The sequence below is a fragment of the Methylocella sp. genome (genome assembly GCF_041905455.1).
In the GTDB taxonomy this organism is placed as follows: domain Bacteria; phylum Pseudomonadota; class Alphaproteobacteria; order Rhizobiales; family Beijerinckiaceae; genus Methylocapsa.
Genome location: NZ_JAYRLA010000012.1, coordinates 1 through 20,366 on the forward strand (window position 1 = coordinate 1; position 20,366 = coordinate 20,366).

The 20,366-nt window shown below is 68.7% G+C and carries 20 protein-coding genes, 1 tRNA gene and 1 pseudogene; 12 read left to right on the top strand and 10 right to left on the bottom strand.

The annotated features are described in order from the left end of the window. Window positions 1-440 precede the first annotated feature (440 nt). The 3 genes from guaA to ACE3OG_RS11130 form a co-directional block, all read right to left on the bottom strand. On the bottom strand, window positions 441-2,045 hold the full coding sequence (gene guaA / locus ACE3OG_RS11120) for a glutamine-hydrolyzing GMP synthase (RefSeq protein ID WP_374308583.1): 1,605 nt from the start codon (window positions 2,043-2,045) through the stop codon (window positions 441-443). Window positions 2,046-2,235: 190 nt separating this feature from the next. Continuing rightward, window positions 2,236-3,000 carry an SDR family NAD(P)-dependent oxidoreductase gene (locus tag ACE3OG_RS11125; protein WP_374308585.1) on the bottom strand — a complete coding sequence of 255 codons (765 nt, stop codon included), beginning with the start codon at window positions 2,998-3,000 and terminating at the stop codon, window positions 2,236-2,238. Window positions 3,001-3,007: 7 nt separating this feature from the next. Next, complete coding sequence (locus tag ACE3OG_RS11130; RefSeq protein ID WP_374308587.1) at window positions 3,008-3,910, bottom strand: ChbG/HpnK family deacetylase; 903 nt, start codon at window positions 3,908-3,910, stop codon at window positions 3,008-3,010. Between the two features lie 157 nt (window positions 3,911-4,067). Here ACE3OG_RS11130 and ACE3OG_RS11135 point away from each other — a divergent pair, with 157 nt between their 5' ends. Together ACE3OG_RS11135 and murJ are read left to right on the top strand one after the other, a co-directional pair. Further along, complete coding sequence (locus ACE3OG_RS11135; RefSeq protein ID WP_374308589.1) at window positions 4,068-5,087, top strand: glycosyltransferase family 2 protein; 1,020 nt, start codon at window positions 4,068-4,070, stop codon at window positions 5,085-5,087. 7 nt (window positions 5,088-5,094) lie between these two features. Beyond that, entirely contained in the window at window positions 5,095-6,657 is a 1,563-nt protein-coding gene (gene murJ / locus ACE3OG_RS11140; protein WP_374308591.1) for a murein biosynthesis integral membrane protein MurJ, read from the top strand. Here murJ and ACE3OG_RS11145 read toward each other — a convergent pair. Then, the gene (locus ACE3OG_RS11145) at window positions 6,654-8,036 is read right to left on the bottom strand and encodes a M20/M25/M40 family metallo-hydrolase (RefSeq protein WP_374308593.1); all 1,383 of its coding nucleotides are present in this window, start codon (window positions 8,034-8,036) and stop codon (window positions 6,654-6,656) included. The two genes, murJ and ACE3OG_RS11145, sit on opposite strands and share 4 nt — an antisense overlap. Before the next feature lie 125 nt (window positions 8,037-8,161). Between ACE3OG_RS11145 and ACE3OG_RS11150 the strand changes: the two genes are divergently transcribed. The 3 genes from ACE3OG_RS11150 to ACE3OG_RS11160 all read left to right on the top strand — a co-directional run bounded on the left by ACE3OG_RS11150 (window position 8,162) and on the right by ACE3OG_RS11160 (window position 9,535). Beyond that, window positions 8,162-8,500 carry a DUF1491 family protein gene (locus ACE3OG_RS11150; protein WP_374308595.1) on the top strand — a complete coding sequence of 113 codons (339 nt, stop codon included), beginning with the start codon at window positions 8,162-8,164 and terminating at the stop codon, window positions 8,498-8,500. 116 nt (window positions 8,501-8,616) lie between these two features. Beyond that, the gene (locus ACE3OG_RS11155; protein ID WP_374308597.1) at window positions 8,617-9,084 is read left to right on the top strand and encodes an acyl-CoA thioesterase; all 468 of its coding nucleotides are present in this window, start codon (window positions 8,617-8,619) and stop codon (window positions 9,082-9,084) included. A gap of 67 nt (window positions 9,085-9,151) precedes the next feature. Then, window positions 9,152-9,535 (top strand): hypothetical protein, encoded by a 384-nt coding sequence (locus ACE3OG_RS11160; RefSeq protein WP_374308599.1) that lies wholly within the window; start codon window positions 9,152-9,154, stop codon window positions 9,533-9,535. A 192-nt stretch (window positions 9,536-9,727) separates the two neighbouring features. On the opposite strand, the gene ACE3OG_RS11165 is transcribed toward ACE3OG_RS11160, so the two are convergent. Next, a complete protein-coding gene (locus tag ACE3OG_RS11165; RefSeq protein ID WP_374308601.1) occupies window positions 9,728-10,162 on the bottom strand; it encodes a hypothetical protein in 435 nt (144 codons plus the stop codon). Here ACE3OG_RS11165 and ACE3OG_RS11170 point away from each other — a divergent pair. Further along, window positions 10,161-12,377 carry a polysaccharide biosynthesis tyrosine autokinase gene (locus ACE3OG_RS11170; RefSeq protein WP_374308603.1) on the top strand — a complete coding sequence of 739 codons (2,217 nt, stop codon included), beginning with the start codon at window positions 10,161-10,163 and terminating at the stop codon, window positions 12,375-12,377. The two genes, ACE3OG_RS11165 and ACE3OG_RS11170, sit on opposite strands and share 2 nt — an antisense overlap. A gap of 140 nt (window positions 12,378-12,517) precedes the next feature. Here the strand turns inward: ACE3OG_RS11170 and ACE3OG_RS11175 are convergent. Next, window positions 12,518-12,602 (bottom strand) — tRNA-Tyr (locus ACE3OG_RS11175). Window positions 12,603-12,929: 327 nt separating this feature from the next. Here ACE3OG_RS11175 and rlmB point away from each other — a divergent pair. Further along, the gene (gene rlmB / locus ACE3OG_RS11180) at window positions 12,930-13,640 is read left to right on the top strand and encodes a 23S rRNA (guanosine(2251)-2'-O)-methyltransferase RlmB (protein WP_374308605.1); all 711 of its coding nucleotides are present in this window, start codon (window positions 12,930-12,932) and stop codon (window positions 13,638-13,640) included. Here rlmB and yidD read toward each other — a convergent pair. Next, window positions 13,641-13,937 (bottom strand): annotated as a pseudogene (gene yidD / locus ACE3OG_RS11185) (membrane protein insertion efficiency factor YidD); the annotation flags it as partial. A gap of 97 nt (window positions 13,938-14,034) precedes the next feature. Between yidD and ACE3OG_RS11190 the strand changes: the two are divergent. Next, window positions 14,035-14,892: a MipA/OmpV family protein gene (locus ACE3OG_RS11190; RefSeq protein ID WP_374308607.1), complete on the top strand. Its 858-nt coding sequence runs from the start codon at window positions 14,035-14,037 to the stop codon at window positions 14,890-14,892. A gap of 13 nt (window positions 14,893-14,905) precedes the next feature. On the opposite strand, the gene ACE3OG_RS11195 is transcribed toward ACE3OG_RS11190, so the two are convergent. Next, window positions 14,906-15,364, bottom strand: a complete 459-nt coding sequence (locus ACE3OG_RS11195) for an iron-sulfur cluster assembly scaffold protein (protein ID WP_374308609.1) — start codon at window positions 15,362-15,364, stop codon at window positions 14,906-14,908. Window positions 15,365-15,582: 218 nt separating this feature from the next. Between ACE3OG_RS11195 and folE the strand changes: the two genes are divergently transcribed. The 3 genes from folE (at window position 15,583) to ACE3OG_RS11210 (ending at window position 17,953) form a co-directional block, all read left to right on the top strand. Further along, window positions 15,583-16,218 (top strand): GTP cyclohydrolase I FolE, encoded by a 636-nt coding sequence (gene folE, locus ACE3OG_RS11200; protein WP_374308611.1) that lies wholly within the window; start codon window positions 15,583-15,585, stop codon window positions 16,216-16,218. Window positions 16,219-16,240: 22 nt separating this feature from the next. Next, the gene (hisI, locus tag ACE3OG_RS11205) at window positions 16,241-16,654 is read left to right on the top strand and encodes a phosphoribosyl-AMP cyclohydrolase (protein WP_374308613.1); all 414 of its coding nucleotides are present in this window, start codon (window positions 16,241-16,243) and stop codon (window positions 16,652-16,654) included. 273 nt (window positions 16,655-16,927) lie between these two features. Beyond that, a complete protein-coding gene (locus tag ACE3OG_RS11210) occupies window positions 16,928-17,953 on the top strand; it encodes a patatin-like phospholipase family protein (protein ID WP_374308615.1) in 1,026 nt (341 codons plus the stop codon). A gap of 53 nt (window positions 17,954-18,006) precedes the next feature. Here the strand turns inward: ACE3OG_RS11210 and ACE3OG_RS11215 are convergent, their stop codons facing one another. Together ACE3OG_RS11215 and ACE3OG_RS11220 are read right to left on the bottom strand one after the other, a co-directional pair. Next, the gene (locus tag ACE3OG_RS11215; RefSeq protein ID WP_374308617.1) at window positions 18,007-18,441 is read right to left on the bottom strand and encodes a CBS domain-containing protein; all 435 of its coding nucleotides are present in this window, start codon (window positions 18,439-18,441) and stop codon (window positions 18,007-18,009) included. Window positions 18,442-18,585: 144 nt separating this feature from the next. Continuing rightward, on the bottom strand, window positions 18,586-19,308 hold the full coding sequence (locus ACE3OG_RS11220) for a carbonic anhydrase (protein WP_374308619.1): 723 nt from the start codon (window positions 19,306-19,308) through the stop codon (window positions 18,586-18,588). Window positions 19,309-19,445: 137 nt separating this feature from the next. Here ACE3OG_RS11220 and ACE3OG_RS11225 point away from each other — a divergent pair, with 137 nt between their 5' ends. Beyond that, on the top strand, window positions 19,446-20,363 hold the full coding sequence (locus ACE3OG_RS11225) for a cation diffusion facilitator family transporter (RefSeq protein ID WP_374308621.1): 918 nt from the start codon (window positions 19,446-19,448) through the stop codon (window positions 20,361-20,363). Window positions 20,364-20,366 lie beyond the last annotated feature (3 nt).

Here is a 20,366-nt window from a genome sequence, read left to right on the forward strand (position 1 = left end):
GATCAATCAGTTCCGTCGCCTCGTCGTCCGCTATGAGCGACACGCCGACCTCTACCGCGCCTTTATCGTCCTCGCCGCCGCTATCATTTGCTTCAGGGCCTTGAGACGGTTTTGTTAGGCGCTCTTAATCGCAGCGTCCGTCAACATTCTTGCGCCACCTCCAAAAAGTACCGTCAAGCGGTTTTGGGAGGCTTTCCGCGACAAAATACCCATTTATTCAATGGCTTATGCCATAAAAAGTACCGTCACGAGCCTCAATTCTCGTGACGGTACTTTCAAAATCGACGGGGATCAATATCGGCAAGGACCGTCAACGGTGACGGTACATTCAATCTCTGCCCCTCGATAGAAGTCGATAGGCATCGGCATAAAAATTATTTTATTTCAGCTACTTATATCGGGTTCTGGCGTAAAATCGGCGACGTTCGGATAGACCTGAATCATTCCCACTCGATCGTGCCCGGCGGCTTCGAGGTCACGTCGTAGACTACGCGGTTGACGCCCTTGACTTCGTTGACGATGCGCGTGGCGGCCTTGCCGAGGAAGCCCATGCCGAAGGGATAGAAGTCGGCCGTCATGCCGTCAACCGAGGTCACGGCGCGCAGGGCGCAGACGAATTCATAGGTGCGCCCGTCGCCCATCACGCCGACCGTCTGCACCGGCAACAGCACGGCGAAGGCTTGCCAGATCTCGTCGTAAAGCCCGGCCTTGCGGATCTCGTCGAGATAGATCGCGTCGGCTTGTCGCAATATCTCCAGCTTCTCCGGCGTCACGCCGCCGGGCAGGCGGATGGCGAGGCCGGGCCCCGGGAAGGGGTGGCGCCCGACGAAGGCCTCGGGCAGGCCGAGCTCGCGGCCGAGCGCGCGCACCTCGTCCTTGAACAATTCGCGCAGCGGCTCGACGAGCTTCATGTTCATGCGCTCGGGCAGACCGCCGACGTTGTGATGCGACTTGATGGTGACGGACGGGCCGCCGGAAAACGACACGCTCTCGATCACGTCCGGATAGAGCGTGCCCTGCGCCAGAAACTCCGGCGCGCCGCGCCCGTCGGCGGCGATCTTCTTCGCCTCGGCCTCGAAGCAGGAAATGAACAGCCGGCCGATGATCTTGCGCTTCTCCTCCGGATCCTTGATCCCGGTCAGCGCGCCCAGAAAGAGATCACGCGCCTCGACGTGATGCAGCGGGACGTTGTAATGGCCGCGGAACAGGCTCACCACCTCCTCAACCTCGCCCTGGCGCAACAGCCCGTGGTCGACGAAGACGCAGGTCAAGCGGTCGCCGATCGCCTCGAAGATCAACACCGCCGCGACGGCGGAATCGACGCCTCCAGACAGGCCGCATAACACCCTGCCCTCGCCGACCTGCGCGCGGATCGCGGCGATCGCCTCCTGCCGGAAGGCGCCCATGGTCCAGTCGGATTTCAGCCCGGCGACCTTGCGCACGAAATTGGAGATGAGCTTCGCCCCGTCCGGCGTGTGGGCGACCTCGAGGTGGAACTGCACGCCATAGAATTTTCGCGCCTCGTCGGCGATGGCGGCGAAGGGAGCGCTGGGCGAGGCGGCGATCACAGAAAATTCGGGCGGAAGCACGCTCACCGCGTCGCCGTGGCTCATCCACACGGGATAGCTCTTGCCCTGCTCCCACACCCCCTCGAACAGCGGGCTGTCGGCGATGATCTCGACCTCGGCGCGGCCGAATTCGCGGCTGTGGCTCGAGCCCGCCACCACTTCGCCGCCAAGCTGTTGCGCCATGGTCTGCTCGCCGTAGCAGATGCCGAGCACAGGGACGCCCGCCGCAAACAGCCCCTGAGGCGCGCGCGGCGAGCCTTCCTCCAGCACCGAGCTCGGGCCGCCCGACAGGATGACCGCCTTGGGGGCGAGCTCGGCGAAGGCCTTCTCGGCCGACTGGAACGGCGCGATCTCGCAATAGACGCCGGCCTCGCGCACGCGCCGCGCGATGAGCTGCGTCACCTGCGAACCGAAATCGACGATCAGCACCTTGTCGTGGCGCCTGACGATCGTTTCATAAAGCTGGTCTTGCGCCATGGATTAAAGCCTTCGCGATAAAAAATCCGCTTATTGCATCGACGGCGGGGGCGCAAGCGCAGGCCCGCGAACCGCGCGGCGCGTGCGCGAGGCCGGCGTCGTTTTGGGAAAGACCTATCCGCGTCCGATCATCGACCACGACGCCGCCCGCGCGCGGGCGCTCGCGGCCTTCGAGCGGGTCAAGGCGGCTTCACCCTGAACGGTCGGCCCGGCGCGCGGCGCGCTTCATCGCCGCGAAGAACAGCGGATAGGGCAGAAGCCGCGCCGCCTTGAAGACGAAGGCGAGACGGCGCGGAAAGGCGATCTCGAAACGGCTCGTCGCGAAGCCGTCGCAGATGACCTTCGCCGCCGTCCGCGCGTTCATGACGAACGGCATGTCGAAATCGGCGTGTTCCGTCATCGCGGTCTCGACGAAGCCCGGATTGACGATCTGCACGACGATTCCCTCGCGCGCGAGGCTCATGCGCAGCGCCTCGGCCATATAGATGAGCGCCGCCTTGCTCGCGCCGTAGGCCGTCGAGCCGGGCACGCCGCCATAGCCCGCGAGCGAGGCGGTGAAGGCGAGGCGCCCGGCGCCTCGCGCGCGCATGGCGTCGATAAGCGGGCCGAGGCAGTTGATCGCGCCGCCGACGTTGACCTCGAAGGTGCGCCAGGCGATTTCGACGTCGAAGCGCTCGCGCTCGGACGCGAAATAGACGCCGTGGTTGAGGAAGGCGAGCGCGATCGGCCCGAGCTCGCGTTCGACGCGCGCGATCGTCGCGGCCATATGCGTGCGGTCGAGGACGTCGCCCGGAAAGGCGCAGACGCCTGGCGCTTGCGCGGCGAGAGCTTCGAGCTCGCCGGCGCGCCGGCCCGACGCGGCGACGCGAAAGCCGCGGGCGGCGAGCTCGCGCGCGACCTCGGCGCCGATCCCCGAGCTCGCGCCCGTGACGAAGGCGACCTTCGCAGCGCTCAAGCCGGGCTCACGGGCGGCTCGCCGAAAGGGCGAGGTCCGGCGCCGGCGCCATCCGCGCGAGCCGCGCGCCGGCCCGCTTCAAAATGTCGCCGAAGGCGGGGGAGAGAAGAAAGCTCAGCTCGCGCTCGCGCGTCAGGGTCACGGGATCGGCGAGCACCAGCTCCTCGTCGCAATAGCCGGGGTGACACATGACGAGATGGCGCGGCCCGCGGGCGCGCAGATAGGCGGCGAAATCGGCGGCGTAGTCGCAGCATGGGTCGAAGCGGGAGAAGCCGGAGAAGCCTTCGTTGGTGACGTAGCCGCGCCGGCGCGCCTCGCGAGAGAAGCCGGCCGCGAGCCAGGCGATCCCGAGCGCCTTCTTCAGCTCGCCGCCGCGCCGCAAGATGCGCGAGGGGCGGTCGGCGCTGTCGCGCAGCCAGAGCCTGCCGGCGAGGCCGCGCCGGTCGAGCTCGTCGAGCAGCCACACGCGGATCTGCGGCAGGATCTGCACATGCTGATGCCCGTCGACGAAATCGGGCGCGGCGTCGTAATGGTCGCAGAAGGCGTCGAGCTGGCGCGCGATCTCGCGCCTGATCTCGCGCTCCGGGAGGTCGCCGCGCCGCGCCGCGCGCGCGAGCGCGCCGATCTGCGGCAGATGGCCCGAAGGAGCGAAGGCGGGCATCGTCGTCAGCGGCGCGCCGAGCGTGAGGTTGAGATGAAGCCCGACGTCCGCCCGCGCCTTGAAGCGGCGCAGAGCGCGCCCCCCCGAACGCCAGCCCGCACGCGTCGTCATCGCGCTCGTCGCGCTGAGGCGTCCGGCCTCGAGCGCTTCGATCACGCCGCGGTTGACCCCGGCCGAAAGCCCGAAGTCATCCGCGCACAGGCTGATCGCGGCGCTTCGCCCGCTGGCGCGCTCGTCAAGCTTCTCCATGGCCGCCTCCTGCAAGGCGCATTCGCGTCGCGCCGGCGCATGCGCCATGGCGCTCACGCCTAATTTTAGACCTCGCCTTGCGCAATTCAACGTCAAAGCCTAGAGCAACGCCCTCATGAAGGGCCGGCCGCGGCCGCGCAGGCGAGGATGAGCCCCCATGCATGCCGACGAAGCAAGACCGCGCGCCGAGCTTTCCGTCGTCGTCCCGATCTACAACGAGGCGCAGAACCTGCGCCCGCTGCTCGAACGCCTTTCGCCCGTCCTTGAATCCTGCGCGCGCTCCTTCGAGATCGTCTTCGTCGACGACGGATCGAGCGACGAGTCGATCGACATCCTGCGCAAGGCGCACGACCTCGACCCGAGGGTGCGGCTCGTCTCGTTCAGCCGCAATTTCGGCAAGGAGATCGCGATCGCCGCCGGGCTCGACCACGCCTGCGGCGAGGCGGTCGTCATCATGGACGCCGACCTCCAGCATCCGCCCGAGATGATCCGCGCCTTCGTCGACAAATGGCGCGAGGGCTACAAGAACGTCTATGGCCAGCGCATCGACCGGTCGGCCGACTCGGCCATGCGCCGCGCCCTGACGCAGCGGTTCTATCATCTGTTCGCCCGCCTCGGCGAAACCGAGCTGCCCGCCGGCGCGGGAGATTTCCGCCTCCTCGACGCGCAGGCCGTGAACGCGCTGCGCACGATGCGCGAGCGCGCGAGGTTCTCGAAGGGGCTTTACGCCTGGATCGGCTTCAGCTCCGCCGGGGTGCCCTTCGACGTCGCCGAGCGCCACGCCGGCCAGTCGAAATTCAGCTACCGCAAGCTGACCCATTTCGCCCTCGACGGGCTGATGTCCTTCACCACCGCGCCGCTGCGCATCTGGACCTATGTCGGGCTCGCGACCTCCGCGCTCGCGCTCGCGCTCGCCTTCTTCTTCCTGCTGCGCACGCTGATCCTCGGCGTCGACGTTCCCGGCTACGCCTCGCTGATCGTGTCGATCACCTTCTTCGCCGGCGTCCAGCTGCTCTCGCTCGGAATCCTTGGCGAATATGTCGGACGCATCTTCTCCGAGGTGAAGGGCCGGCCGCTCTATCTCGTCGCCGAACGGCTCGGCCTCGACGAGCACGACGACGGCGCGCGGCGCAGGGCGCCTTCCGATCCGGCGACGCCCCGCCCCTACGTCGCCTGAGCCCTGAATGTACAAGAACCTGCTCTCGGTCGGCGGCCTCACGCTTCTGTCGCGGGCGACGGGCTTCCTGCGCGACGTCGTGCTCGGCGCCGTGCTCGGCGCCGGGCTCCTCGCCGACGCCTTCGTGGTGGCGCAGCGCCTGCCCAACCATTTCAGGGCGATCTTCGGCGAAGGCGCCTGGAACGCCGCCTTCGTGCCGACCTACTCGCGCGTGCTGCAGGGCGAAGGGCTCGAGGGCGCGCGGCGCTTTTCGGGTCAGATCTTCGTCGGCCTCCTCATCCTTCAGCTCATTCTGCTGGCGCTGGCGTTCGTGTTCACGCCGACGCTCATCGACCTGCTGGCGCCGGGCTTCCGCAACGAGCCGGAAAAATTCGAGCTCACCCAGACGCTGACCCGCATCACCTTTCCCTATCTCGCCTTCGTCACGCTGGTGACGCTGCAGTCGGGCGCGCTCAACGCGCATGGCCGCTTCGTGGCGGCGGCCTTCGCGCCGGTGCTGATGAACCTGTCGATGGTCGCCTTCCTCGCCGTCGCCTTCCTTTTTCCAAACGCGGGCGCCGCCGCCGCGTGGGGCCTTGCGGCGTCGGGCGCGATGCAGCTCGCCCTGACCACGTTCGCGGCGTGGCGCGCAGGGATTCTCGAAATTTTCAGCCTGCCGCGCCTCACCGCCGAGACGAAGCAGTTCCTCGCCATGCTCGGCCCGGCGGTGATCGGCTCGGCCGGCGTGCAAATCGCGCTGTTCGCCGACACCATCATCAGCTCGCTGCTGCCGACCGGCGGCCCCTCCTCCATCTATTACGCCGACCGCATCTACCAGCTGCCGCTCGGCGTCATCGGCATCGCCGCCGGCACGGTGCTGCTGCCGCAGATGAGCCGGCTCCGCGCCGCCGGACGGTCCGACGACGCGCTGCGCGCGCAAAACCGCACGGCCGCGGTCTCGCTGGCGCTGACCGCGCCCTTTTTCGTGGCCTTCCTGACCATTCCCGACCTCATCATGAAAGGCGTGTTCGTGCGCGGCGCCTTCACCGCGTCCGACGCGCACGCCGCGGCGAACGTCCTCGCCGCCTATGGCCTCGGCATTCTCGCGGTGGTGCTGCTGCGCTCGGCCGTGCCGAGCTTCCAGGCGGCGGGCGACACGCGCGTCCCGATGGCGGCCGCGCTGATCGCCGTCGCCGCCAACGTCGCGCTCAAGATCGCCCTGTTCACGCCGCTCGGCGCGCCGGGCCTCGCCGCGGCCACGTCGTTCGGCGCCTGGGTCAACCTCGTCCTCATCACGCTTCTGGCCATGCGGCGCGGACTGATGCGGCCGGACGCCCTGCTCGTCAAGACCGCCGCCTGCGCCGGCGCGGCGTCCCTCGTCCTCGCTGTTTTCGCCCTCTTCGCGCGCGCGCCGCTCGCCGATCTCGCGCGCCACGCCGGCCGCTTCGGCGAGGAGGCGCACCTGATCCTGACGGGGCTCGGCGGCGCGCTCGTCTACGCGCTGGTCCTTCTCGTCGGTCTTCGCCTCGCCGGCGTGCGGCTGCGCCGGGGGCCGGCCCGCAAGGGGACGGCCGACGCGCGTCCGGCCTAAAGCGAGAGCGCGTGCAGGACGCGCGCCCAGCTGCGCGCGCCCTTGTGGAACGAGTTCAGCTCATATTTCTCGTTCGGCGAATGGATGCGGTCGTCGTCGAGGGCGAAGCCGATCATCAGCGTGTCCATCCTGAGGTCGCTCTTGAAGCGGCCGACGATCGGGATCGAGCCGCCGGAGCCGATCAGCGCGGGCTCGACGCCCCATTCCGCCTGCAGCGCACGGCCGGCGCGCGAGAGGGATTCGGAGCTGAACGGCAGCGCGAGCGCCGGCGAGGCGCCGTGCGAGACGAAGCTCGCGCGGCAATCGGGCGGCAGGCTCGCGCGCACGTAGTCGCGGAAGCTCGCCGCGATCTTCTGCGGATCCTGCCCGCCGACGAGGCGGAACGAGAACTTTGCGCTCGCCCGCGCCGGCAGCACCGTCTTCGAGCCCTCCCCCTGATAGCCGCCGGCGATCCCGTTGACGTCGCAGGCCGGCCGCGACCAGATCATCTCGAGCGCGCTGCGGCCACGCTCCCCGGCGGGAGTCGACAGCCCGACCGCGCCGAGGAACGCCTTCTCGTCGAAATTCAGCGCGCGCCACCTTTCGACGATCTCCTCAGGCGGCTCCGCGACGCCGTCATAGAAGCCGGGCAGCGTGATCCGACCTGCGTCGTCGCGCAGGCCGGCGATGATCTTCGCGAGCACATGGATCGGATTGACCGCCGCCGAACCGAACATGCCCGAATGAAGGTCGCGGTCGGCGCTCTCTATCGTCGCCTCCTCCAGCACGAGGCCGCGCAGCATGGTGGTGATCGCGGGCGTCTTGCGGTCCCACATGGAGGTGTCGCAGACGAGCGCGAGATCGGCCGAAAGCTCCGGCTTGTTCGCCGCGAGGAACGCGGGCAGCGAGGGCGAGCCGGTCTCCTCTTCACCTTCGAGCAGGATGGTGACGCGGCACGGCAGGCCGCCCGTCTCGCGGAACGCGCGCGCCGCCTCGACGAAGGTCATCAGCTGGCCCTTGTCGTCGGAGACGCCGCGGCCGACGATGCGCTTGCCCGTCTCCGCCTCGACGATTCTCGGCTCGAACGGAGGCGTCTCCCACAGTTCGAGCGGATCGGGCGGCTGCACGTCGTAATGGCCGTAGAAGAGAAGATGCGGCACGTCGGGCCGCTCGCCGGCGGCATGGGCGACGACCATCGGCCGGCCCTCCGTCGGGCGCACGGACGCCTCGAAGCCGAGGCTTTCGAGCTCGGCGCGCAGGAATTCGGCGGCCTTTCCGCATTCGCCGGCGAACGCCGGGTCGGTCGAGACGGACTCGATCGCGACGAGCCTGAAGAGACGGCCGAGCGCCGCCTCCTGATTCGCGTCGATCCTGGCGAGGACGGCGTCGAGCGCGGCCATGGCTTAAGGTCCTTCGATGGGCGCGGCCGTGCGCCGCGGGCGTTGATCCTGTCTGCGATCCATGGCTCTTACATGGCTCTTTTCGGGGCGCATAGGCGGTTCTGCGCCGCGTCGAAGGAAGCGCCGTGCGGGTAAGATCGGATTTCTGGGCGTCGGCCTATCTGCGCCGTTGCACGCACGAGGGGGCGAGCGCCGTGCTGCGCCGGCGCGGCGCCGCCGAGGCCGGGGCGATCTTCGTCAAGCTCGACCGGCTCGACGGAACCGCCGCCCTCTACGGACCGGCGCCGCAGAGCGAGGCGGACCAATCGGGCGCCCGCGTGTTCGCGCGGCTCCACGACGCCCCCTGGATCGACCCGGCGGAGGCTGAGACGCGAATCGCGCGGCAACTGCGCTTCGACCCCGACATGTGGCTGCTCGAAATCGAGGACAGGCTCGGGCGCCATTTCCTCGATCTGATCGAATAAGCGGCGCCGGACCTACGTCCTTTGTCGCATAATCGGCCTTGCGCCGCCTCGCGCCGCGCCTATGCTTCGCGCATGTCCCCTGCGCGGACGCGCGAATCTGGATGGTCCGGCCGCTCATGACCTCCTCCGGCTCCCGCCCGACCGAAACGCCCCGCGAATGCGCGGACGCGGCCGCGAGCCCGGGCGAGCCGGGGCATGAAGGGCCGCCCGACGCAGCTCCCGTCATCCGCGCGATCGCCATGCCGGCCGACACCAATCCCGCCGGCGACATCTTCGGCGGCTGGCTCATGGCGCAGATGGACCTCGCGGCCGGCAACGTCGCGGCGCGGCGCGCGCGCGGACGCTGCGCGACCGTGTCCGTCGAGGCCATCACCTTCCTCAGCCCCGTCTTCGTCGGCGACGAGGTCAGCCTTTACGCGCGCCTTCTCAGCGAGGGACGCACGTCGATGCGCATCCACATCGAGGCGTGGCGGCGCCACCGCGAGGAGGAGGCGGCGAACAAGGTGACCGAAGCCGTGTTCACTTTCGTCGCCATCGGCAAGGACCGCCGCCCGACGCCGCTGCCGCCTCCGCTGCGCGGCTGAGCGGAGCGCCCTTGCCTTCGGCGCGGACTCTGGCATTCTGAGCGCAGCCTCGACGCTGGAGGGCTCCATGGGCGCGTTCCGTCTTCATCTTTGCGCGGCGGCGGCTCTCGCGCTCGCCTGCGCGCCGATCGCGGCGCAGGCGGAGAAGGCGCGGGGCCTCGTCTCGCACGACGGCGTCTATTCCGTCGAGGTCTATACCCAGAGCGGCGCATGCGACCGCATCTACCGGTGGACGATCAACGTCGCCGGCGGGCGCGTCACCTCGGGCGGCGACGGCTTCATGCAAGCTTCCGGACGCATCTCCGAGAGCGGCGCCGTGTCCCTCGCCTTCCGGCGTGATGACCAGGTGGCGAACGTCACCGGCCGCGTGAAGGGAGGCGCGGCCTCCGGCGCCTGGTCGTCGCCGACGATGCAATGCGCGGGCTCGTGGCGCGCCGCCCGGATCAGCTAAGTCCCATGGGCGCGGTGCGCTTGCGCACGTTCCGCCGGCCCCGTCCTTGCTTCTTGTGACGTCGGGAATCAGCCGGCGTGCGCCGCCAAGCTTTTCCGCCCGCCTTGGTTGAAGGGGCGAGGCATTTCGCCGGCTGCGGCTCTCGCTCCAAAGATCAGCGACGCAACGCAGCCCTTCATCCGTGTTTCACGCTCAGAAAAGCATTTGTTTGAGCGCCGGAAGCTGGAAAGCTCTAGTCAAGAGATCGTGCGCTTGTCTGAGCGGCGATTGCGCCTGTCCGATGGCTCTGCTAAGATTGAGGATATTTAAAACGCTATGGAAGTGGCGGTCTGTCATGGGGGAGGCGGCGGGAGGCCGGCCGGCGATCTTGGTCGCGGCGCCGGCTTTTTGCGTGCGCGCCTTCGGCTCGGGCGCAGGCCGCCGTCCGACGCGGCGCGCCGGCCAGACGCTTTCCATCCCGTCCGCCCCGACGGGTCCGGTTTCCGGCTCCCGTCGCCGGCGGCCTTCGTTTCGCGACCCGACGACGTCCCGACCCGTTCTGAAGATCCGGCCGACAGCGAGTTGACGCCCGATGCTGCAAATCAATAAACGAAGCTCCGCGATCGGCCAGGAACCGCCGAAGGTCATGGCCCCGCTGCTCGACGCGTTGCAGAACGCGCTGCGCGTGGTGCGGCGGCAGCTTCCGATCGTGATCGTCATCATGATCTGCAGCCTGGCGCTGGCGGTCCTCTATCTCGTCAACACGCCGGCGCGCTACACGGCCGTCGGCTCGATGGTCATCGACACCCGCAAGATGCAGGTGCTGCAGGAGCAGCAGACCCTGATGTCTGAGGCGCAGGTCGACGCCGCGCTGGTGCAGACCCAGGTCGAGATGCTCAAGGCCGACAGCGTCGCGCTGGCCGTGATCCGCAAGCTCGACCTCGTCAACGACCCCGAATTCGTTCCTCCGCCGAAGCCCGGCCTGTTCAGCTTCTTCCTGCCGGCCAAGCCTGACGCGCCGCCCCCCACCGCGGCGCAGAAGGAGCAGATCGCGCTGCAGAACTTCGAAGGCGGGCTGACGGTCACGCGCGAGGGCCTCACCTACGTCATCAACATCGGCTTCACCTCGCTCAGCGCGCAAAAGTCGGCGCTGATCGTCAACACGCTGGTCGAGGCCTTCGTCGGCAGCCAGATGGACGCCAAATACGACGCGACCAAGCGCGCCGGCGCCTGGCTCGCCGACCGCATCAAGGAGCTGCGCGCGCAGGCCGCGGCGGCCGAGAACGCCGTCATCGAGTTCAAGAAAGCGAACGACATCGTCGACACGGGCCCGGCCGCCGGCGGCGGCAAGCTCATCAACGACCAGCAGCTTTCCGAGCTGAACACCCAGCTCATCATCGCCAGCGCCGCGACGGCCGAGGCGCGCGCCAAGCTCGACCGCATCAACACGGTGATGTCCGACGCCGTTCCCGACGCCGGCGTCGCGGACGCCCTCAAGAGCGAGGTCATCGTCAAGCTGCGCCAGCAGTATCTGGAGCTCGCCCAGCGCGAGGCGATCTTCTCGCAGCGCTATGGCGCGAACCATCTCGCCACCGTCAACCTGCGCTCGCAGATGGAGGAGATCCGCCGCAGCATCGCCGACGAGATGCGCAAGATCGCCGAAACCTACAAGAGCGACTATGAGATCGCCCGCACGCGCGAGCAGTCGCTGCGCGACAGCCTCGCCAAGGTCGCGAGCCTCGCGCAGGCGGCGGGCCCGGCGCAGGTGCAGCTGCGCGAGCTGACCAGCAACGCCGAAACCGCCCGCACGCTCTACGACAATTTCCTCCAGCGCTACATGGAGGCGGTGCAGCAGCAGGAGGCCGCCCCCGTCAACGAGACGCGGCTCATCAGCCCGGCGCTGCCGCCGATGCTCAAGAGCTCGCCGCGCACCACCCTCACCCTGCTGCTCGCCCTGATGGGCGGCGGCGTGCTGAGCTTCGCGGCGGCCTTCCTGCGCGAAGCCTCGGACGGCGTGTTCCGCACCAGCGACCAGGTCGAGGAGACCTTGCGCGTCAACTGCCTCGCGCTCGCTCCGGCTCTCAAGACTCCCGGCCGCGGCGAGGCTGAAGACGGGAAAGGCGACGGGAGCAAGACCATCTCCCCCGCCGGGCGCGCTCTTTTGCGCAACGTCGTCGACGCGCCCTTCTCGCGCTACGCCGAGGCCGTCCGGTCCGTCAAAATCGCGGCCGACCTCAACGGCGCGCTGAAGTCGCACAAGGTGATCGGACTGACCTCGACGCTGCCGAACGAAGGCAAGACGACGCTCGCCTCCAACCTCGCCCACCTGATTTCGGACGCCGGCGGCAACGTCATCCTTCTCGACGCGGACCTGCGCAGCCCGTCCCTGTCGCGCTGGCTCGCTCCCGACGCGCCGGGCCTGATCGACGTCGTCATCGGCAACATCCCGCTGCAGAAAGCCATCATTCAGGTGCCGCAGAGCCGGCTGCATTTCCTCGCCGCAGGCGCGACGTCGAAGCTGCCGCACACCAACGAGATCCTCGCCTCCGCGGCGATGAAGAATCTCATCGACGGCCTGAGATCGTCATACGACTACATCATCGTCGATCTTTCGCCCGTCGCGCCGATCGTCGACGTCCGCACCACCGGCCACGTGATCGACACCTATGTCTATGTGATCGAGTGGGGCCGCACCAAGATCGACGTCGTCGAGCGCGGCCTGTCCGAGGCCCAGGGCGTCTACGACCGCCTTCTCGGCGTCGTGCTCAACAAGGTCGACATGTCGGCGCAGAACCGGTACGAGCGCTATCACGGCAATCATTACTACCGGAAGTACTACTCGAAATACGGCTACGTCGACTGAGATCGGCGCCGCGCGCGCTGGAATGCGCTTCTCAGGCCAGGCCGACGCCCGGCCTGATTTTTTTCGCGCGCGGGCGCGGAGGCGCGGCCGAAACGTCGATGACGAAGAGGAAGATCGCGGGACCGGCGACGTCAGAACAGTGGTGGGGGAGGTAGGACTCGAACCTACGAAGGCATAGCCAGCGGATTTACAGTCCGCCCCCTTTGCCGCTCGGGACACTCCCCCGCGGGCCCGTCGCCGGGCCGGTTGAGGGCTTATGGTGACCCCGCCCGCCCCTGTCAACTGAAAATCGCCGCGCCCTCCGCGCCCGCCCGTTGCGCCGCGTCCGCGCCCGTGAGACAGCACGCGAGCGCGGCGCGCCGCCGCCGGAGGTCGAACGCGATGACCCGCAAGACGCCCAAACGTCCGGGCGGCGAAAGAAAGGCCGGCCCTCCCCCGCGCCGGCCAAGGCCTCCGGCGAAAGCCGCAGCCGCCCCATCCCGCGCCGATCGCCAGAACCCGCCCGCCGGCGCCGCGCATTCGGCGCCTTCCTTCCGCCGCGCCGCGTCCGATGTGGCCGTTCTCTATGGATTCCACGCCGTCCGGGAGGCGTTGCGCGCCGGCGAGCGGCGTCTTCTCGATCTCTACGTCACGCCGGCGGCGGCCGAGAAGCTTTCGGCCGAGATTGCGGCGAGCGGCGTGCGCGTCGTCGAGACGTCCGTCGATGATCTTGCGCGCCGCCTCGGCGCGGGCGCCGTGCACCAGGGCGCGCTGCTCGAGGCGCGGCCGATTCCGCCCCTCGACCTCTCCGAGATCGCGCAGGAGAGCGGACTCGTCCTCGCGCTCGACCAGATCACCGACCCGCACAATGTCGGCGCGATCCTGCGCAGCGCCGCGGCCTTCGCCGTCGACGCCGTGGTGACGACGGAACGTCATGCTCCGGAGTTCTCCGGCGTCCTCGCCAAGGCGGCGTCCGGCGCGCTGGAGCATGTGAAGCTCGCTCCGGTGGTCAACCTGTCGCGCGCCCTCGGCGAGCTCAGGGATCTCGGCTACCTGCGCGTCGGGCTCGATTCGGAAGGCGAGGCCGACCTTTCAGCGACGCCGCTCAACGCGCCTCTCGTCCTCGTGCTCGGCGGCGAGGGCAAGGGCCTGCGCCGGCTCACGCGCGAGAACTGCGACCTCGTCGCGCGGCTCGACATGCCCGGCCCGATCAAGAGCCTCAACGTCTCGAACGCCTGCGCCGTCGCGCTCGCCCTCGTCTCCGCGCGCCTGCGCGGCGCGTGAGGCGGGAGCGTCCCATCGCCACCGTCCGTACCGCCACGGCCTCGCCCAGTTCGCGTCCGCAGGCGGCGAGGAGACCGGATCGAAGCCATGCGTCCCCCACGGGTGGCAGCGGCACAGCCGCGCCGCGCCCATCCAGCCGCCCGCCCACAGGCCATGACGCTCGATCGCCTCGGCCGTATAGGCCGAGCAGGTCGGCAGATGCCGGCATTGCGCGCCGACGAGCGAAGACAGCGTGAGCTGATAGGCGCGAATGAGCCCAAGAGCGACGGCTCGTCCAGCCTTGCTTAACTTATTCATGTCATTTCATGCGCGTCGGGCGCGAAGGGAAGGCGAGTGTGGCTCCCAAGCACTATGAGCCGTCACGCCGCCGCCGCATAGTGCCAGAGGTCCCTGAATGCTCGAACAGATCGGCGCTCCCGTGTCTTCAGCGAAAATCCGTCTCCTCGCCGGTTGCGCCACGCTGGCGCTCGCTTGCGGCGGCGCGCGCGCCGCCGACGTCGCCCCGACCGCCCCGGCGCCGACCGGCTGGATCCTCACCGTCGGCGTCGGGCCGCAGGTCCAGACGAGCTTTCCCGGCGCGCGCAGCGTCAACGTCTGGCCGACGGGCGGCCTCGGCCTGCGCCGCGTCGGCGAGCCCGCGCCTTTCTTCTCGCCGGACGACGGCTTCGGCCTCGCCCTGCTCGACTTCGGCTGGTTCAAGGCCGGCCCCGTCGGGCGCATCATTTCCTCGCGCGGCCTCAGCAACGGCAACGGCGCCTTCTACGGGCTGCACGACATCGGAACCTCCGTCGAGCTCGGCGCCTTCGCCGACATCTGGCCGGCGCAATGGCTGCGCCTGCGCGGCGAGGTGCGCCAGGCCGTCAGCGGCAATGACGGCCTCGACGCCAATATCTCGATCGACGGCGTCTACCGCTACGACGCCTACACCTTCGCGCTCGGCCCTCGCCTGCAGTTCGGCGACTGGCAATATATGAACGCCTATTTCTCGGTGTCGCAGGGCGAGGCGCTGGCCAATGGCAAGGTCGGCCCCTACCAGGCGTCGGGCGGCCTCGCCTCGGTCGGCGTCGCCGCCTCGATAAAATACGACTATAACGCCGACTGGAGCGCCACCCTGTTCGGCGGCTACAATCGCCTCGTGTCCGCGGCGGCGTCGAGCCCGATCCCGAACAATCTCGGCTCGCTCAACCAGTTCACCGCCGGCGTCGTGATCTCGCGCAATTTCGTGCTCGACAGCATTCCCTTCCTGCACTGACCTGACAGTCGCGTCAGGCGTCTTCGGAGGGGTTTGCGGCCGACTTCGCGGCCTCGATCTGGTTGACGCAGTCGAGGGTCGCCTCGAAGGTCAGAAGCGTCGAGGCGTGCCGCGCCTTGTAGTCGCGCACCGGCTCCAGCACGGCGACCTCGGCCCATTTGCCGTCGGGCGGCGCGCCGTTCTCCTTGAGCATCGCCCGCACCTGGTCGCGCAGGACGCGGATTTCCTCTGCGCTCGCGCCGATGACGTTGCGCGCCATGATCGAGGCCGCCGCCTGCCCGAGCGCGCAGGCCTTCACGTCGTGCGCGAAGTCGACGATCTTCCCGTCCTTCATGACGACGTCCACGATGACCGTCGAGCCGCACAGGCGCGAATGCGCCTTGGCCGTGGCGTCGGGCGCCGCGAGCCGCCCCTGGCGCGGGATGTTCGCCGCGAGCTCGAGAATGCGGGCGTTATAAATTTCGTTCAGCATTACTGACCTGCCTCGACATTCCGAGGTGACGACGATCGACTCTTACTATATATATGCGCTCGCGCAGCGGCGAGATCGCCTTGCTCCTTGTCGCCGCCTTCCGGCGGACAGTTCATTTCGGCGCCTTCGCCTTCCGCGGCGGCCCGTTTCTGACTGCGCGACGCCACGGCCCCTTCCAGCGCGGCCGCCGGCCGGTTCGCATTCTCGGAGGCGCCGCAATGGATGACATGGTCAAGTCGCTGGTCGAACGAAGCAGACGCGAGCCGGCCCTGCGCGAGCCGCGGCCTACCCGCGCCGAGGCCGAGGCGGCCGTGCGCGTGCTGCTGCGCTGGGCCGGCGACGATCCCGACCGCGAAGGCCTTCTCGACACGCCCGCGCGGGTCGCCAAGGCCTATGAGGAGCTGTTCGCCGGCTACGATGAGAATCCGGCCGAAATCCTCGCGCGGGTGTTCGAGGAGGTCCATGGCTACGACGATCTCGTCCTCGTGCGCGACATTCCGTTCTTCTCGCATTGCGAACACCATATGGCGCCCTTCTCCGGCGTCGCCCATATCGGCTACTATCCGTCGGAGGACGGCGGCGTGGTCGGCCTGTCCAAATTCGCCCGCCTCGTCGACATCTTCGCGCGGCGCCTGCAGACGCAGGAGGCGCTGACCGCGCAGATCGTCGGGGCGATCGACCTCAATCTGCGCCCGCGCGGCTGCGCCGTCATGATCGAGGCCGAACATATGTGCATGTCGATGCGCGGGGTGCGCAAGCAGGGCGCGAAGACCGTGACGACGCAATTCACCGGCGCGTTCCGCAACGATCCGGCCGAGCAGGTGCGCTTCTTCACCCTGCTGCGACGCGGCTAGCGCCCCCTCTCGAGCGCGACCCATGACCCAACCTTCCATCTTCGGCGGCGACGCCGGCAAGCGCGGCCTCGAGGAAGGCGCATCCTTCACGCCGCGATTCGGGCCCGACGGGCTGATCGTCTGCGTCGTCCGCGCCGCGGAAGACGGCGAAATCCTGATGGTCGCCTATATGAACGAGGAGGCGCTCCGCCTCACGCTCGAGACCGGGCAGGCCCACTACTGGTCGCGCTCGCGGCGCGAGATCTGGCGCAAGGGCGCGACCTCCGGGCAGACCCAGACCGTCGCCGACATTCGCGTCGACTGCGACCAGGACGCCCTGCTGCTCACGATCGAGGCCGGCGGCGATGGCGGCGCCTGCCACACCGGCCGCCGGTCGTGCTTCTACCGCCGGCTGTCGCAGGATCAGGCGGGCCCGCGGCTGACTTTCGTCGAATAGGCGCGCGACGTGCGGCGGCGCTCTTGCCGGCGCGCGCGGCGGCCTCCATTTTAGGCGCTGGCGAAAGTCCGGGAGGGCGCCGTGAAGAAAGTCTATCTCGCCTATGCGCTGCTGGCCCTCGTGGTCGCGCTCCTGCTCGTCGCGCAATTCGGCGTGATTCCCGTCTGACGCGGCAGCCTCGCGCCAGAGCGCGTCGTTATTGTCATCGCAACATAGTCGATTGACGCATGAGCGCATGCGACGGTTGGCGCACGCCGCTTCGGGAGCAGAAGCTTGAGCGACAGTTCGACGTCATCGCGTCCGCGTGAGGCTGTCCCGCCCGGCGCCCGGACGGACAGGCCCGGGCCGCGGATCGGCGTCGCTCTCGGCGCCGGCGCGGCGCGGGGCTGGGCCCACATCGGCGTCCTCCTCGAGTTCGCCGACCATGGCGTCGTTCCCGACGTCGTCGCCGGCACGTCGATCGGCGCGGTGGTCGGCGGCTGCTACGCCGCGGGCAAGCTCGATCATGTCGAACTGTTCGCGCGCAGCCTCACCAAGAAAAGCGTGTTCAGCCTGCTCGACATCTCCTTTTCCGGCGTCGGGCTGCTGACCGGCGCACGGCTGCGCCGCCGCCTGCGCCAGGCGCTCGGCGGCCTGCAGGTCGACGGACTCGAGAAGGGCTTCGCCGTGGTCGCGACCGAAGTCGGCACGGGGCATGAGGTCTGGCTGACCCGCGGCGACGCGGTCGAGGCCATTTGCGCCTCTTACGCCCTGCCAGGCATCTTCGAGCCGGTGCGCATCAACGAGCGCTGGCTATTCGACGGGGCGCTCGTCAATCCCGTGCCGGTGACGGTCTGCCGCGCGCTCGGCGCCGACGTCGTGCTTGCGGTCAATCTCATCGGCGACAACGGCTTTCGCGGCACGGTCCTCAACAATCACCTGTCGATCGAGCCTTCGCTCGACAAGCTCGCCGCCGAGATCGAGGGCGAGCGTCGCAAGGGCGGCCTTTTCAGCGCGCTGCGCGGCGCGGGCCGCCGCCATTTCGGCCGGCGCGAGGACGGCGCGCCCGGCATGGCGAGCGCGATGATGGACGCCTTCAACATCGCCCAGGGCCGCATCTCGCGCTCGCGCCTCGCGGGCGATCCGCCCGACGTGCTCATCAACGCGCGCGTCAGCAAGGTCGGCCTGTTCGACTTCCACCGCGCCGGCGAACTGATCGAGATGGGCCGCGAGGCGGCGCGGCGCGCCATTCCCGAGATCGCCGACCATGTCGCCCTGACGCCGCGCGCCGAGGGAGCGCCGTTCGATACGCGCGCCTGACGGCGCAGGCTGGACGGCGATCGCGTTCGCGCCGGCGTCGCCGAGCGAAAGCCTCAGGCCGTCGCGATATATTCCTTCAGCGCCTCGTGCTCCTGCTGCATCTCCTCGAGACGGAATTTCACGATGTCGCCGATGGAGACGAGGCCCACGAGCCTGCCGTCCTTGAGCACCGGCAGATGGCGGAAGCGCCGCGTCGTCATCTTCTCCATCACGCCGACGACGCATTCGCTTTCGTCGGCCGTCACGACGCGCGTCGTCATGTGCTTGGACACTGGATCCTCCAGCACGGCGGCGCCGTCGCGCCCGATCGCGCGCACGATGTCGCGCTCCGAAAGGACGCCGATCAGTCCGCCGTCGCCATCGGTGACGACAAGAGCGCCGATGTTCTTCACGGTGAGCAGACTCAGCGCCTCCGAGATCGTGCGATGAGGCTGGGTGGCGCTCACGCTCCGTCCTTTTTCCGCAAGAATGTGAGCGATCGTCGTCATAGTCCTCTCCTGTGCCAATCTGCTCTCTGCGGAGCGGCATGTCGTCACAGGATGCACGCGTTCACGCAGACGTGCAACAACGCCGAATTTCGGCCGGCGGCTGGAAAGGCGGATGTCCGTGGAAGGCTCCGCCGCCGCCCGCTCCTAGAAGCGCGGCTCGGCGAAGGTCGCGGCGTGGGCGTCAGGCGACACGGGGATAAATGTGCCGCTGCGCTCGTCCAAAGCGAGAAGCTTGCCTTGTGCTATGCCGAAATAGGCCCCGTGCAGCGACAGAATGCCGCGCTTCTCCAGATTGGCCACGGCCGGAAAGGTCCGCAGATTGGCGAGGCCCTGAATGATGGACGCGAAGGCGAGCCGCTCCGAATAGACCTCGATCGGTTCGTCGACCGACCCCAACCGCTCGGCGGCGGGGGCGATCAGGCTGATCCACTTGCCGATGAAGTCGCCCGCCGAAAGAGGCTTGAAATAAGGATCGCGCTCCGCCTCGGCGTAGGCGCGCATGCCGCCGCAGCTCGCATGGCCGAGAATGACGATATGCGTGACCCGAAGCGCCAGCACGGCGTATTCGATGGCGGACGAGGTGCCGTGGTGGTCGCCGTTTGGCCCGTAGGGCGGGACGATGTTGGCGACGTTGCGGACGACGAAGATTTCCCCCGGCGCCGCGTCGAAGATCACCTCGGGCGAGACGCGCGAGTCGCAGCATCCGATGAGCAGGATGCGCGGGTTCTGGCCGACCGAGGCCAGATGCTCGAATCGCTCGTGCTCGCGCGCAAATCGGCCCGAAAGAAAAGCCTCATAGCCCGCGACCAGCCGCTCCGGCAGCAGGGCCGCGCTACGCTCCTGGCCGATTTCCGCCGCCTCGCTCATGGAGCCCCTTTCATACGCCGCCGTTGACCCTCCCATCTTAACGAGGCCGGGACGCGACGACAATATGCCCGTCCCCTCTCTCGTCACCCGGGCGCAGCCGTGGCAATCAGGACACCCGACCTCACGGCGCGAGACCAATGACGGACCGCTCCAACGAACCTCTCGCCGAGCAGGCGCTGCTGCGGCTGTCAATCTACGTGACGACCGGCGTCGGCCTCGCCGGCGTCGTCATGGGCCTCGTCACCGGCGCCCGGTCCGTGCTGTTCGACGGAATCTATTCGATCGTCGACGTCGCCATGACGGGCCTCGCCCTGATCGTCTCACGCCTCCTCGCCAAGGACGGCAGCCGGCGCTTCCAGTTCGGCTACTGGCATTTCGAGCCGATGGTCGCCGCCTTCAACGGGACCGTCCTTGGGCTCTCCTGCCTCTACGCCCTGCTCGACGCGGTCATCGCGCTGACCTCCGGCGGCAACCGCATGGAGTTCGGGCCGGCGTCGCTCTACGCGATCGTCTCGGCCGCCGTCTGCCTCGTAATGGCGCTGCGCGTCGGACGCGCGGCGCGGGCGCTCGACTCCGAGCTTCTGCGCGTCGATTCGCGCGCCTTCCTGATCGGCGGCCTCGTCAGCCTCGCGCTGCTCGCGAGCTTCCTCGCCGGTCTGGCGCTCGAACGATTCGGGCGCGCGGCGCTCGCGCCCTACGTCGATCCCCTCGTGCTCATCGCCGTCATCCTCGGCGTCGCGCCCATTCCCGCGCTCACCGTGGCGAGAGGGCTGAAGGAGATTTTCCTCGTCGCGCCGAGGGCGCTCGACGCGCGGGTGCGCGGCGTGCTGGAGGCGGCGCGGGCGCGCCACGGCTTCGCGGGATTCACGAGCTATGTGGCGAAGACCGGCCGCGCGCGCTTCGTCGACGCCTATTTTCTCGTGCCGCCGGACTTTCCCGCGCTCTCCGTGCCGGCGTTCGACGCCATCCGCGACGAGATCGCCGCCGAGCTCGACGAGGACGGCGCGCCGCTGTGGCTCAACATCAGCTTCACGGCCGACCGCGAATGGGCGTGAAGG